15 protein-coding genes are annotated in these 14,830 nt (G+C 33.2%); 10 read left to right on the forward strand and 5 right to left on the reverse strand.

Features of this window, described 5'->3' with window-relative positions; translation table 11 throughout:
* Positions 1-109: 109 nt before the first annotated feature.
* Entirely contained in the window at positions 110-784 is a 675-nt protein-coding gene (gene clpP, locus SHI72_RS00270; protein WP_039114814.1) for an ATP-dependent Clp endopeptidase proteolytic subunit ClpP, read from the forward strand.
* Positions 785-943: 159 nt separating this feature from the next.
* A complete protein-coding gene (gene clpX, locus SHI72_RS00275; protein WP_039114812.1) occupies positions 944-2,176 on the forward strand; it encodes an ATP-dependent Clp protease ATP-binding subunit ClpX in 1,233 nt (410 codons plus the stop codon).
* Positions 2,177-2,256: 80 nt separating this feature from the next.
* Here clpX and SHI72_RS00280 read toward each other — a convergent pair whose 3' ends face one another.
* Complete coding sequence (locus tag SHI72_RS00280; protein ID WP_323488680.1) at positions 2,257-3,222, reverse strand: GlxA family transcriptional regulator; 966 nt, start codon at positions 3,220-3,222, stop codon at positions 2,257-2,259.
* A gap of 141 nt (positions 3,223-3,363) precedes the next feature.
* On the opposite strand from SHI72_RS00280, the gene SHI72_RS00285 reads away from it, so the two are divergent.
* The 6 genes from SHI72_RS00285 (at position 3,364) to serB (ending at position 7,138) form a co-directional block, all read left to right on the forward strand.
* The gene (locus SHI72_RS00285) at positions 3,364-3,771 is read left to right on the forward strand and encodes a VOC family protein (protein WP_086895014.1); all 408 of its coding nucleotides are present in this window, start codon (positions 3,364-3,366) and stop codon (positions 3,769-3,771) included.
* Between the two features lie 37 nt (positions 3,772-3,808).
* Positions 3,809-4,213: an SRPBCC family protein gene (locus SHI72_RS00290; RefSeq protein ID WP_323488681.1), complete on the forward strand. Its 405-nt coding sequence runs from the start codon at positions 3,809-3,811 to the stop codon at positions 4,211-4,213.
* A gap of 91 nt (positions 4,214-4,304) precedes the next feature.
* Complete coding sequence (locus SHI72_RS00295) at positions 4,305-4,715, forward strand: VOC family protein (protein ID WP_039114807.1); 411 nt, start codon at positions 4,305-4,307, stop codon at positions 4,713-4,715.
* A gap of 6 nt (positions 4,716-4,721) precedes the next feature.
* Positions 4,722-5,162, forward strand: coding sequence for an SRPBCC domain-containing protein (locus tag SHI72_RS00300; RefSeq protein ID WP_039118394.1), 441 nt, complete (start codon positions 4,722-4,724; stop codon positions 5,160-5,162).
* A 30-nt stretch (positions 5,163-5,192) separates the two neighbouring features.
* A complete protein-coding gene (locus SHI72_RS00305) occupies positions 5,193-5,636 on the forward strand; it encodes a VOC family protein (protein WP_039114804.1) in 444 nt (147 codons plus the stop codon).
* Between the two features lie 269 nt (positions 5,637-5,905).
* Positions 5,906-7,138 (forward strand): phosphoserine phosphatase SerB, encoded by a 1,233-nt coding sequence (gene serB, locus SHI72_RS00310; protein ID WP_039114802.1) that lies wholly within the window; start codon positions 5,906-5,908, stop codon positions 7,136-7,138.
* 205 nt (positions 7,139-7,343) lie between these two features.
* Here the strand turns inward: serB and SHI72_RS00315 are convergent, their stop codons facing one another.
* From SHI72_RS00315 to SHI72_RS00325, 3 genes are read right to left on the reverse strand one after another with little or no spacing between them, the layout of a single operon-like run.
* Positions 7,344-7,595, reverse strand: a complete 252-nt coding sequence (locus tag SHI72_RS00315) for a hypothetical protein (RefSeq protein ID WP_323488682.1) — start codon at positions 7,593-7,595, stop codon at positions 7,344-7,346.
* Between the two features lie 8 nt (positions 7,596-7,603).
* Positions 7,604-8,329 carry a hypothetical protein gene (locus tag SHI72_RS00320; RefSeq protein WP_323488683.1) on the reverse strand — a complete coding sequence of 242 codons (726 nt, stop codon included), beginning with the start codon at positions 8,327-8,329 and terminating at the stop codon, positions 7,604-7,606.
* On the reverse strand, positions 8,329-9,837 hold the full coding sequence (locus SHI72_RS00325) for a GH3 auxin-responsive promoter family protein (protein ID WP_039114800.1): 1,509 nt from the start codon (positions 9,835-9,837) through the stop codon (positions 8,329-8,331). Before SHI72_RS00325 ends, SHI72_RS00320 begins: the two co-directional genes overlap by 1 nt.
* A gap of 299 nt (positions 9,838-10,136) precedes the next feature.
* Between SHI72_RS00325 and SHI72_RS00330 the strand changes: the two genes are divergently transcribed.
* Entirely contained in the window at positions 10,137-10,931 is a 795-nt protein-coding gene (locus SHI72_RS00330) for a DUF2797 domain-containing protein (RefSeq protein ID WP_039114799.1), read from the forward strand.
* 5 nt (positions 10,932-10,936) lie between these two features.
* On the opposite strand, the gene SHI72_RS00335 is transcribed toward SHI72_RS00330, so the two are convergent.
* Positions 10,937-11,965, reverse strand: a complete 1,029-nt coding sequence (locus SHI72_RS00335; RefSeq protein ID WP_039114797.1) for a LacI family DNA-binding transcriptional regulator — start codon at positions 11,963-11,965, stop codon at positions 10,937-10,939.
* Positions 11,966-12,122: 157 nt separating this feature from the next.
* Here SHI72_RS00335 and SHI72_RS00340 point away from each other — a divergent pair, with 157 nt between their 5' ends.
* A complete protein-coding gene (locus tag SHI72_RS00340) occupies positions 12,123-14,768 on the forward strand; it encodes a TonB-dependent receptor (protein WP_323488684.1) in 2,646 nt (881 codons plus the stop codon).
* The last annotated feature ends 62 nt before the right edge of the window (positions 14,769-14,830 follow it).

Here is a 14,830-nt window from a genome sequence, read left to right on the forward strand (position 1 = left end):
TTAGATTTCAAATTTAAAATAAGACATATTGGCATTGTTTATAAAGAGGTATGACCTTTGATGAAATAAAATATACAATATAGTAACGTACAACTTAGAACAAAAAAATATGAACTACGGTAAAGAATTTAAAAAATTTGCTACAAAGCACCAAGGAGTGAATGCTATGTATTACGATAAAATCGTAAGTGCAATGAATCCAACTAATATGACTCCATATATTATCGAAGAACGTCAGTTGAATATTTCACAGTTAGACGTTTTTTCAAGATTAATGATGGATAGAATCATTTTCCTGGGAACAGGAATCGATGATCAAATTGCAAATATCGTTCAGGCACAATTGTTATTTTTAGAAAGTGCAGATGCGTCTAAAGATATTCAGATTTACTTAAACTCTCCAGGAGGAAGCGTTTATGCAGGATTAGGAATTTATGACACAATGCAATACATCAAGCCAGATGTAGCTACAATTTGTACAGGAATGGCTGCTTCTATGGGAGCTGTTTTATTGTGTGCAGGAGCAGCAGGAAAACGTTCGGCTTTACCACATTCAAGAGTAATGATTCACCAACCATCAGGAGGAGCTCAAGGAGTTGCTACCGATATGGAAATCAATTTACGTGAAATGTTGAAATTGAAAGATGAATTATACAACATCATTTCTCAACATTCAGGACAAACTTTTGATAAAGTACATAAAGATAGCGAGCGCGATTACTGGATGATTGCTGATGAAGCTAAAGAGTACGGAATGATTGATGAAGTTTTGAGAAGAGGATAAATTTTTAAAGGTTCAAAGTTGCAAAGGCACTAAGTTACAAAGTGCATTATTTTGTGAATTTGAAGATGAAAATTTAGGTTAAATAAAATCAGTTTACAGTTTTACAGTCACAGTTTTCAAAACTGAGAACTGAGAACTGATACTGAAAACTAAATATAGATGGCAAAAGTAGTATTAGAGTGTTCGTTTTGTGGGAGAAAAAAGCCAGAGACCAATTTATTAATTGCTGGTATTAATGCACATATTTGTGATAAGTGTATCGAACAAGCACACGGAATTGTTTTAGAAGAATTAAAATCAAGCGGAAGCGCTAAACTAGTTGGTGATTTAATATTAAAGAAACCAAAAGAAATTAGAGCATTCTTAGATCAATATGTAATAGGTCAGGATCAAACCAAAAAAGTAATGTCTGTTGCGGTTTACAATCACTACAAACGTTTAATGCAACAACAGTTGGATGACGAAGTAGAGATAGAAAAAAGTAATATCATTATGGTTGGTCAAACAGGAACAGGAAAAACATTAGTAGCGAAAACCATTGCAAAAATGTTAGACGTTCCTTTGGCAATTGTTGATGCTACCGTTTTAACCGAAGCAGGATATGTTGGAGAAGACGTAGAAAGTATTTTGACACGTTTGCTTCAAGCTGCCGATTATGATGTGGCCAAAGCCGAAAGAGGAATCGTTTTTATTGATGAAATAGATAAAATTGCTCGTAAGAGCGATAATCCATCAATAACACGTGATGTTTCGGGCGAAGGAGTTCAACAAGCATTATTGAAACTTTTAGAAGGAACAGTTGTAAACGTACCACCAAAAGGAGGACGTAAGCACCCAGACCAGAAATTTGTTGAGGTAAACACACAAAACATTTTGTTTATAGCTGGAGGAGCTTTTGATGGAGTAGAACGTATTATTTCAAAACGTTTAAACCGTCAGGCAGTAGGTTATAGTACATCAAAAAATGTGGATAATATCGACAAAGACAATCTATTGCAATACATCATTCCAAAAGATATAAAAGACTTTGGATTGATTCCTGAAATCATTGGTCGTTTACCAGTTTTAACGCATATGGATCCTTTAGATAGAGAAACATTGCGTGCAATTCTTACTCAGCCTAAAAATGCATTAATCAAACAATATCAAAAATTGTTTTTAATGGATGAGGTAGAGTTTACAATTACCGATGAAGCTTTAGATTTTATTGTTGATAAAGCTTTAGAGTATAAATTAGGAGCACGTGGATTGCGTTCGTTATGCGAAGCAATCTTAACCGATGCGATGTATGATTTACCAAGTTCAGATGTTAAAACATTAGAAATTGATCAAGATTACGCTAAAGAAACATTGAATAAAAATTTATTGAAACGATTAGAAATCGCTTCGTAATGTTTTAAAATAAATTTGTCAAAGTCTAAGACCCAGACAAAGATTAAAAATTAAAAATCCCGGCATTGCTGGGATTTTTTTTATCTCACTCTAAACTTCTCCCGATATTCTATCGGTTTCATTCCGACCATTTTATAAAAAACTTTTCTAAAAGATTTAGGGTCATTATAGCCAGTTTTTTCGATAATCTCCGATATAGAAAGCTGTGTTTGCTCGAGATACTTCTTCGAACTTTCTACACGAATGTTCTGCAAATACTCTATAGGAGGAATTCCAACTACTTGTTTAAATCTTCGAGTCATATTACGGTTACTAGTTGGGATATCTTTAGTGACCTCTTCCAGTTTTTCTATTGTACTGTATTCGTTTTCTATCTTGTGCTGTAATTGGGCAACAAGAGTATCATTGTGTAAATGATTAGGTCTAAAAGTGCTAAAATAACTTTGTTTGTGACGGTTTAAATCAATAGCAAATATCTTGGCAATTTGTACAGCAACTTCATTTCCGCAATATTTCTGAACCAAAAGAATCAGTAAATGAAAAGACGAAGTAGATCCGCCACTTGTATAAAGCGTTCCATCTGCGGTAAGTGTTTCTTCGGGTTTTAAATTGACTAATGGAAATGATTGATTAAAAGCACTACAAGCATCAACATGAGTTGTTGCCAGTTTTTCATCTAATAATCCCGAAGCACCAAGCAAGAAAGCACCAGTACAAAAACTAGCTATTTCTGCTCCAAGCAAATGTTGTTTTTTTAGCCAAGGAATAAAATTGCTGTTTTTTGCAATCATTCCCCTCATATCATCTGTGGTAAATGCAGGAATTAAAACCAATCCAAGTTTTTCTTCGGAAGATTGGATAGAATTAACTTTATAATTAAATAATTTTTCTTGCTCCATTTGTTCAGATGATTGAAAAACGAATATTTCAAATGGTTTTTCACCTTCAGGATGCAATTTATTAGCAGTTTCAAAAACTTCAAGAATAGCTGCAATACTCAATAATTTATAGTCATGCGGAACGATTAACCCAACTTTTTTGCTCATTATTTCTCTTTTTTAATGAAAATGACTTATACAAAAATAGTTTTTTTGTCTTAAATGACCCCAAAAATGACTTTTATTGTGGTCTAAAGGCTAGACGATTACTTTAAATTTGCTTTAAATAATTTGTAAATTTATATAAAAATGAAAACAGAAATTTTCTTAAATCTTCCAGTAAAAGATTTAAATCGCAGTATGGCTTTTTTTACAGCATTAGGTTTTACATTCAATTTAAATTTCACAGATGATAAAGCAGCTTGTTTAGAAATCGGAGAAAATATATTTGCAATGCTTTTGACAGAAGAGTTTTTTAAAACTTTTACTAAAAAACAAATTTGTAATACAGCAACAACAACCGAAATCTTAATGGCGTTATCTGTTGATAGCCGGGAAAAAGTAGATGAAATAATTACAGCAGTAGTAAAAGCTGGCGGAACCGAATATATGGAAGCTAAAGATTACGGCTGGATGTATCAAAAAGCTTTTTTAGATATAGACGGACACCATTGGGAAATCTTTTTCATGGATGAAAGTCAAGCACCAAAAAAATAAAAATCAATTTATAAAGTATAATTTTAATCAATTGAATATGATAACAGTACAAAGTACAGTAAAAGCTCCAATAGCAAAAGTTTGGGAAATATGGACAACACCAAAACATATACAAGAATGGAATAATGCTTCCCCAGATTGGCATACGCCATATGCCGAAAATGATTTAAAAATAGGAGGTAAATTTAAATCGACAATGGCAGCCAGAGACGGAAGTGTGAGTTTTGATTTTGAAGGAGAATATACCTTGGTAAAAGAAAATGAAGCTATTAAATACGCAATGGCCGATGGAAGAAAGGTTGAAATTAGTTTTAAAGAAACACCAAACGGAGTAGAAGTAATAGAAAGTTTTGATCCTGAAACACAAAATCCAGAAAACTTCCAACAACAAGGATGGCAAGCAATTTTAGATAATTTCAAAAGTTATGTAGAGAGTAATTAAGGAAGGTTCAAAGGCGCAAAGGTTCAGAGAGGCAAAGGCTCTAAGGGTTTTCTAAAATATGGTTTAAAAATAATAACTTAAAATATTAAAAATGACAAGACAAATATGGCTTAATCTGCCAGTAAAAGATGTAGCAAAATCGAAAGCCTTTTTCTCAAAAATTGGATTTTCATTTAATGAAGAACACGACACACCAAACTCAACTTGCATGCTTGTTGGCGATGGTAAATTTGTAATAATGCTTTTTGAAGAGAATATCTTTACAGACTTCTCTCAAAATAAATTAACAGATACAAAAACAAGTTCAGAGGTTTTAATTTCTATAGATGCCGAAAGTAAAGAAGAAGTAGATGCACTTGCTCAAAAAGTTCAGGAAGCTGGAGGAAATGTTTTTGCAGCTCCTGCAGAAAGTCGTGATTGGATGTATGGTTGTGCTTTTGCAGATTTAGATGGACACCGTTGGAATTCTTTATTTATGGATTTTAGCAAAATACCAAAATAAAATCTCATGGAAACTTTAGAGTTTGCAATTAGAATTAAAGCTCCAGTAGAAAAAATCTGGTCAGTTTTATGGGAGGACGAAACCTACAAAAAATGGACAAGTGTTTTTTGCGAAGGTTCACACACTATAAGTGATTGGAATGAAGGCGATAAAATACATTTCATGTCGCCTAACGGAGAAGGAATGTATAGCGTTATCGAAACTAAAATTCCAAATGAATATATGGCTTTTAAGCATTTGGGTGAAATAAAAGACTTTAAAGAATTACCCATCGATGAAGCAACAAAAAAGTGGAGTGGAGCAATGGAAACCTATCGATTGACCGAAGAGGATGGTTTTACAGTTCTCGAAGCTAAAGTTGATACGCTCGAGAAGTATATAGATTATTTTAAAGAAGTTTTTCCGAAAGGATTAGAAATGGTAAAAGAATTATCAGAAGAAAAATAATAAAAACACTAACAATAAAAATAAAATATCATGGCAGCAGTAAATCCCTATTTAATATTTAATGGAAATTGCGAAGAAGCATTTCTATTTTATAAATCAGTTTTTGGAGGTGAATTTGCATTTATTGGAAAATTCAAAGATATGCCTGCAGACGAGAATTGTTCTCAAGTATCTAAAGATAGTGAAGAAGCAGAAAAAATTATGCACGTTAGTTTACCAATTGGACAAACCATTTTAATGGGAAGCGATAGTACCGAACAATCAGGAAAGGTGACTTTTGGAGGGAATTTTTCAGTTTCAATTAATGTCGAAAGTGCACAAGAAGGTGACAGAATCTTTAACGGACTCTCAGCAGGAGGGAATCCATTTATGCCAATGGGTAAAACTTTTTGGGGAGCTTATTTCGGAATGTTTACTGATAAATTTGGAGTAAACTGGATGGTGAATTTTGATGAAAATATGCCAAGTAGCTAAATTAAATTATTACCTCGAGATAATTAATTCAGGAGATTATTTAGAATAATTTTAGAACAAGACTTGCTTGTTTTTTCAGTTGTTCTAAATAATCTTTTTTTGTTAAAAGTTACTTCTATACAAGTTGTTTTAAGTATTAGAACAAAACATTAAATTATTTAAATAAATCATATTGATTTGTGTTTTTTCTTTACAAGAAAACAAAGCATATTCTTTTTTATCAACAATAGATTGCCGATTTTTGTCACTTCTAAATCAATAAAGATAAAATGACAACAGAAGATAAAGAGATTATTTTATTAAAAGTTTCAGGTCATGATAAACCAGGTGTAACAGCAGGATTAACAGCAGTATTGGCAACTTACGATGCCGTTATTCTAGATATAGGTCAAGCCGATATTCATGACACACTTTCTCTGGGGATTTTGTTCGAAATCCAAGCTGGTTCAACTTCAGGACCAGTTCTAAAAGATTTGTTGTTTAAAGCTTATGAATTAGAAGTTAAGGTAAAGTTTATCCCAATCTCTATCGAAGATTATGAAAAATGGGTAAAAACACAATCTAAGCAACGTTATATTGTTAATATTCTAGGAGAGGAATTAGCTGCTTCGCAGTTGGCAGCAGTAGCTAAATTATTATCTGATCAAAACCTAAATATCGTTTCTATAATAAGATTAACTGGTAGAACATCAGTAGTCGAAAAAGAAGAATATCCTCGCTCATGCATACAATTATCACTAACGGGAGATGTTGTAGATAAGATTGCCATGACGGCAAGTTTTATGGAAATTTCCAGAACCTTAAATGTAGATATCTCATTTCAGGAAGATAATATTTATAGAAGAAACCGACGTTTAGTTTGTTTCGATATGGATTCAACATTAATCCAAACCGAAGTAATTGACGAATTGGCAGAGCTTAATGGAGTAGGAGAGCAAGTAAGAGCAATTACAGAGTCGGCTATGAACGGTGAGATAGATTTTAACGAAAGTTTCAAGCAACGCATGGCATTGTTAGAAGGTCTGAGTGAAGATGTATTACAATCCGTTGCCGAAAAATTACCAATCACCAAAGGAGCACATCGCTTAATGAAAGCCCTAAAATATTACGGATATAAAACCGCTATATTATCAGGGGGATTCACCTATTTTGGAGATTATTTACAAAAAGAATTAGGTATAGATTATGTTCATGCCAACCGATTAGAGATTAAAGACGGTAAATTAACCGGTAAATATTTAGGCGAAATTGTAGATGGCCAAAAGAAAGCCGAATACCTAAGAGCCATAGCCGAAAAAGAAGGAATCCACATTAATCAAACCATAGCGGTAGGAGATGGAGCAAACGATTTACCAATGCTAAATTTAGCAGGTCTGGGAATCGCCTTTCATGCAAAACCAACAGTAAAAGAAAGCGCATCAACTTCTATTTCCAGTCTAGGACTCGATGGAGTTTTGTACCTATTAGGATACCATGACCGCTATATCGATATGATTGTTTAGATTATTTATAATAATGTCATCCTGAGCGGAGTCGAAGGCTTATGAGTAGGAATGGGCTTCGACTCCGCTCAGGATGACAAAAAAAACAAACCTTAGTTTTAATTTAAGCTGAGGTTTTTTTATGGGCATGCCCCGCAGAAAAAGCGGGTCGGGCTATACATGATTGTGTTCACGAGCGAGACGCTCGCGATAGCTGTGAGGATAATTATGGTTTAGTTTCTATTTCAAAGTTTTTGTTATACCTAATCGTACCTTCATTCTCATTTATTTCTAGCATATTAAGTTCAATCAACTTCTGTAATATGTCTTTTAAGAAATCATTGTATTTGTTTTCTGTCCATTGAATCCACAAGTATCCAGGGAAGTTGTCAGTTTCAAATAAACTTAATTCAACGGCAATGTGATGAATAGCTATATCCATATCCGTCCATTTATTTAGTTTCTTTTTTAAATTCATTTTAAATTTTATCTTTGAACTATAATTTGTCCAGTTAAAAAAAATGAATGCCAAGTTGCAAACGATAAAACGAATTTGTCAGTTTGTGATTGATTTTTATTGTGGTTAAAACTTGTGTTCATTTCAATTTTATAAAGTTGATTTGAATTTGTTAATTTAGTTTTCCAGCATTCAATAATTTTATATGCTACTTCTCTTGGTTGTAAATCTTTGTTAATGAGTTTACATTTTATCAACATCATGCACTCTAAATTTCCAGTCATTTCAAACTCAATGTTTTTAATTATTTCTGTTTCGATTAACCAATTTTCAAGGTCCATGCGAAATTTAAGGAAATCATTAGCATCAGAATATGGCTCAATACTTTTATCAAGTGATTTTAGAAAGGTAGAGCCATCCCAGTAATTAAAGTCTGGTCTTATTATACGGGTAATTTTTCCTTTACCAACTATTTTAGCACCTTCTCTCGTCTCAAATTCCTGTCCAACAAAAAAATGTCCAATATGAAAGTCAGTACTTAATGTTTGTAAATAAACTTTAACGGTCTCACCTAGATTACAAGTTTCTTTGTCTATGAATTGTTGTGGAGCATCCCAGTCTTTTCCGTTATAGTAGAATTGACCACGATATCCATTGTTAACAGCAGTTTTGCGTCCACCCTCTTGTTCAGTTAAGTAGTAAATCTCGGCTTCAAGTTGAGGTTCTCTAAGTTCGTATTTATTGATGTTGCTCATCACATCCCTTTCAATTGCTCCAAATAATCTCTTTGGTTCGAGAGTCTCGGAATTTTATGTTGTCCGCCTAATTTGTCTTTTTCTTTTAACCAATCGTAAAATAAATTTTCTCTGGCAACATTAATTACCAAAGGATTTAGTGTCATATTATTGTAACGTTTGGCTTCGTAATCGGAGTTTAGGGATTGTAAGGTTTCGTCAAGAGCTTTTTGAAATTGCGAAATATCAGCAGGTTTTTTCTTAAACTCAATCATCCATTCGTGTGCACCTTTTTCTTTGTCTTGCATAAATATTGGAGCTACAGTATAATCTATAACTTCAGTATTTGTTAACTGGCACGCTTTGGCAATAGCCTGATCGGTATTTTCGACCATAAGTTCTTCACCAAAAACATTAATATGATGTTTAGTTCTTCCTGTAACACGAATTCTATAAGGGTCTAATGAAGTAAAACGAACCGTATCACCAATTAAATAACGCCATAAACCAGAATTGGTAGTAATTACGATTGCATAATTTTTATTCAATTCGACATCTGCCAATCGAATAACTTTTTGCTCTGGTTTCCCAAAAGTCTCCATCGGGATAAATTCATAGAAGATTCCGTAATCTAGCATTAGCAATAAATCACTGGAATTATTCAAATCCTGAATGGCAAAGAAACCTTCAGAAGCATTGTATATTTCGTAGTATTTAAAATCTTTTTTAGGTAATATGTTTTTGTATTGTTCTCTGTAAGGAGAAAAACTTACACCTCCATGAAAGTAGACTTCCAGATTTGGCCAGATTTCAAATAAATTTCCTTTTCCAGAATCTTCCAGAACACGATTCATTAAAACCAACATCCATGAAGGAACACCAGCAAAACTGGTTACGTTTTCATTTTTAGTTTCATTTATAATAGCAGCAATTTTGGTTTCCCATTCGCTCATAAGCGAAGTTTTATTGCTAGGTGTGCTACTAAATTCTGCCCAAATAGGCATATTCTCAATCAAAATAGCCGATAAATCTCCGAAGAAAGTATTGTTGTTTTCATAAATCTGAGAACTTCCGCCTAAGCGAAGACTCTTGCCCAGAAACAATTCCGAATCTTCATTATTATTCAGGTATAAACACAATAAATCCTTACTTCCTTTATAATGACAATCCTCCAGAGCTTCATTACTTACAGGGATAAATTTGCTTTTAGCATTTGTAGTTCCGCTAGATTTTGCAAACCATTTTATTGGAGTCTCCCAAAAAACATTTTGCTCGCCTTGACGGGTGCGTTCAATTAAAGGTTGTAATTCTTCGTAAGTTGCAATAGGTAATCTTTCAGAAAAAGTTTTGTATGAGTTTATCGAAGCAAAATCATATTGTTTTCCAACAATGGTATTTTCGGCAGCCAATAATAAATTATGAAGGAGTTCTTCCTGAACTTCATTTGGATATTTAAGAAAAAGTTCTATTTGATGAATTCTTTGTTTAAGAACCCAAGAGGCAAATGAATTGATTATTGATAGAGGCATGGAGAAATCTTAGATTTTAATTTTTAGATTGTTGTCCCGAAGCTTCGGGATTAGATTTTAAATTTCAGATAGTACAATGGATGTAAAATCAAGAAATTTAAAATTTGAATATCGACGCACAAATATTAACTTTGTCGTTGTATCAAAAATAGTGTTTTTTTATAAATGACAATTCTATTTATGGCAAAGATTCCACTTCAAAAATGGAGTTTTAACAGTATCGAGATTTAAATTCTTATGAACGAATCTAAAATCTAAAATCAACTTCCGATAGCTTCGGGACTAAAAATTAAAATCTAATGCAATATCAGGGCGTACTTACAAAGATGCAAACCGAAATGGGGAATCCAATTCAATATTATTTGGTTTTTGAGGACAGTTTTATCAACGTTAATCAATTATTGAATAAAGAAATTGAGATCAGTTTTGTAGGCTTTCAATGTTTGAATTGTGGTAAGAAGAAGAAAATATTCCGTCAGGGATTTTGCTATGATTGTTTTTATTCAAGTCCAGCTGTTGGAGATTGGATTATGAAACCAGAATTAAGTACGGCACATTTAGGAATTCAGGATCGTGATTTGGTATACGAAGAAAAAGTACAATTACAACCACATATTGTATATCTGGCTTTATCTAGCGAAGTAAAAGTAGGAGTGACCAGAAAGACACAAGTGCCTACACGTTGGATAGATCAGGGAGCGACACAAGCCTTATCGATTGTAGAAGTTCCGAATCGTTACTTAGCAGGAATTACCGAGGTAGCGTTAAAGAATCATTATGCAGATAAAACAAATTGGAGAAAAATGCTTCAGAATAATATCGAAACTGTTGATTTGATTCTTGAAAAATCTAAAGTAGAAAGTTTGATTCCTGACGAAGTTCGCGAATATTTTTATCCTGAGAAAAATGATTTGTACGAACTACATTATCCTGTTCTTGAATATCCGAAAAAAGTAGCAAGTTTAAGTCTGGATAAAACACCAACTTTTCAAGGAAAACTTACTGGAATAAAAGGACAGTATTTATTGTTTGAAGACGGAACAGTTTTTAATATCCGTGGATCCGAAGGATATGTAGTGACAATAAATGTATAAAAATATTAGTTTCTTATTGTCGATTCCCTTTCAATAATAAGTGTTGGGAGTTCGATAGTTTGATGAATAACAGGAAGATGTTCTTTAATTTGAGCAATTTCATTTATTAATATAGCAGCAGCACGTTGACCAATATCATAACCAGGTTGGTCAATCGTGGTAAGCTTTGGCGAAATTACGGTAGACATAAACCAATTGCTAAAACCAAAAACGGCAATTTGCTCCGGAATCTTAATATGCATATCGTTGAGGTATTTTATAATACCAATAGCTACCAAATCGGTGATGGCAAAAACGGCATCAACATCTTTGTGTTCCTCAACTAGTTTTTGAGCATTGGCATAACCATCTTCAAAATCGGAGTTGTGATCACATAAATAAACCAGCGTAGGGTCATAAGGAATATTATGATCTTCGAGTGCTTTTTTATATCCAAGAAAACGGTCAATAGAATTTTGAGGAGTATAAGAACCTCTGAAATGAGCAATTTTTTTATATCCCTTATTTATTAGATACGTTACTGCATCATAAGCAGCTTTTCGGTCATTGATAATCACTTTTGAACAATCGACCAATTTGGCTATTTTGTCAAATAAAACCACAGGAGTATTCTTTTTTATAGCATCATTTATATGAGAGAAATCATCAGTTTCATTTGATAGCGAAATCAAAATTCCATCAACCCTTTTTTGCTGCAGCAAAGCAATCTGCTTTTTTTCAAGCTCATACTTTTCATTAGATTGCAAAATAATCACAAGATAACCTCTGTTTTCGGCCTCGTCTATAATACCATTTAAAACACTCGAAAAGAAATGATGTACCATCGTAGGGATAACAACACCAAGAGTTTTGGTTTCGTTAGTTCTAAGGTTTACCGCATTGGCATTGGGTTTGTAATTCATTGTTTCTACCATTTCAAGAACCCTTGCTCTGGTATTTTCGCTAATATCAGTGTACCCTTTTAACGCTTTTGAAACTGTTGTAACAGAAATTCCTAAAGCAGCAGCAATGTCTATAAGTCTGGTATCATTCATTGAATAAATGTAATAAAACTAATTGATAATTAATTAAATTTAATTAATCGAAAACGTTTTCGGTAAAATCGAAAACGTTTTCGGCGAAAATCTTCATTGATATAAATAAATAGGCAATAGTTTTACCCTAACTAATAACCTAACCAAATAATAAATCATGAAAAAGTTTAATTCTAGCTCAATAATGTCGTTCTGGATGTTATTGCTATTTATTCTTCCAGCAATGGTTTTTTCGCAAGAAAAAAGCAGTATTTCTGGACAAGTATTCGATGAAAACGGACAAACAGCACCGGGAGCAAATGTTGTTATTCAAGGCACTTCACAAGGAGTGAGCACAGATGTAGATGGAGCATATACATTTCCTAATCTTATTGCAGGAAGTTACATTATTTTAGTTACAAACGTAGGATATAAATCAACTCAAAAGAGCATTACAATTAAGGACGGAGAAAATTCAAAAGCCGATTTTCATTTAGAGGCCGAATCACAAAGTTTGAAAGAAGTAGTCGTTACAGGATCATCAAACCCAAGGTCAAAACTAGAATCGAGTATTGCAATTACTACTTTAGGAGCAAAAGCAATCGAGAGCAGAGCGCCAATAAGTACAGCAGATATTCTCCAGACTATTCCGGGATTTGTTGTAGAAACATCGGGAGGAGAAGTAGGAAATAACCTTTTTGCAAGAGGAATTCCATCGGCAGGAGCTTATGAATATGTGCAAATACAGGAAGATGGTTTAGCCGTTTTTGAAGATGGAGCTTTACAATTTGCAAATGCAGATAATTGGTACAGACTAGACGAAACAGTAAGTAAAATGGAAGCAGTTCGAGGAGGTTCAGCATCAATTTTTGCATCGAATGCACCAGGAGGAATTGTCAATTTTATTTCGAAAACAGGACAAAATGAGTTTCAGGGAAAAGCAAAACTTACTGTTGGAGATTATGGATTGTTTCGTACCGATCTTAATTTAGGAGGAGCATTGGTTAAAGATAAATTGTTTTTTAATGTAGGAGGATTTTATAGAGCCGATGACGGAATAAGAAAAACTGGTTTTACCGCAAACAAAGGAGGACAAGTAAAAATGAACCTTACCTATAAGTTTGATGACGGAGGATATTTAAGATTAAATTACAAAAAACTAGATGACAGGAATACATTCTATTTACCAATTCCATTAAAAAGCAATAACGGAAAAGTAGAAGGAGTAGCTGGTTTTAATCCAAATTATGGAACGCTAACTTCTGCCAACTTTTCTCATTTAAGCGTACCACAATATGGAGGTGGAACTTTCAATGCCGATTTAGAAGATGGAGTTCACCCAGTTGTAGATGCTATTGGAGCCGAATTTAAAAAGAAAGTCGCTGATAAAGTTACCATAAAAAACGCATTCAGAAATACTAAAATAGACTTGAATTACAATGCGATTTATAGTAGCGGAGGACCATGGACACAAGATGGTTATGCAACAGATATACAAAAATTAGCTCCAGCAAACACAGGAGATTTAAGTTATACTTACGTAGATAATAATACAGCATTAGATCCAAATGCATTAATTATGAGAGCAGATCATTGGTACATTCACAAACAAATGGAGAATTTTGCTAATAACCTGTCTTTTAATTTCGATTTAAAACCTGTTAATCTTACTGTTGGGTATTATTACTCTAACTGGAAATCGAAACAATACTGGAACTGGAGTAACTATCTGGTAGATGTTACCGATAATCCAAGATTAGTAAATGTAAATAATACGGCAAGCGGAATTGCACATACTTGGAACGGAATAGAAAGAATTACCTGGCTTGAAAGAGATGCAGAGACAAAAGGAAAATTAAATGATTTTTATGTTGATGCCGAAATCCAAGCTACAGATAATCTAACATTTAACGCTGGCGTGAGATATGATAAAAATGTGTATTCAGGATATAGAGATAATGCACGTTTTGGTGCAGAGAATCTAGGAGTTCTGGATAATAATACTGCCGATGATGCAGTAACTACAATACAAGGAAATCCTTATACATACTGGAAATATGATGTAAGCGAGTTTTCATATACAGCAGCAGGGAATTATAAGTTTAATGAAAACATGGCTTCTTATATAAGATACAGTCACGGTTTTAGATCACCAATAGAAGAGTCATTTTATGACAATGCTAAAGATTTGAGTAAACTAGAAAATACGTTTGTAAACCAATTAGAGTTGGGGTATAAATATGCTAATTCATTCCTTTCGGTAAATGCTAATTTGTTTCACATGAATTTAAAAAATGTTGCCTTTACAGATATATTGGCAGATGGAACATCTGAAAATAAATTCGCCGATGTAAACAATTTAGGTTTAGAAGTAGAAACTAATTTAAGATATAGTATTGCAAGATTGAACTTTAATTTTACAGTTCAAAATCCAGAGTATGATAATTTTACAGGACAAAATGCCGATGGAAGTACGTTTAATTTTAACGGAAACACGGCTCGTAGAATTCCTAAATTCTTTTGTGTAATAAGACCAGAAGTTGATATAACCAAAAGATTATCAGGATATGTTCAGTATTCTTATTTTGATAAAAAATATACAAATCAGGACAACGAACAAGTTTTACCAGCTTTTAAAGAAGTTGGAGCAGGTTTAAGCTACATCGTTAACAATTTAAGATTTGCTGTTGATGGAACTAATTTATTCAATGAAATTGGTTTGACAGAAGGAAATCCAAGACAATCAACATCAGATACAGATGTGTTTTTGGCAAGACCTATTTTAGGACGCGCTTTCAGATTTTCTGTAGCAATCAACTTTTAGTTTATATATTAATTAGTTCAGCCAAATGCTGTTTTAATAACAGCATTTGGTTTTTTGTTACA

Source organism: Flavobacterium sp. PL02 (assembly GCF_035013205.1).
Lineage (GTDB): Bacteria > Bacteroidota > Bacteroidia > Flavobacteriales > Flavobacteriaceae > Flavobacterium.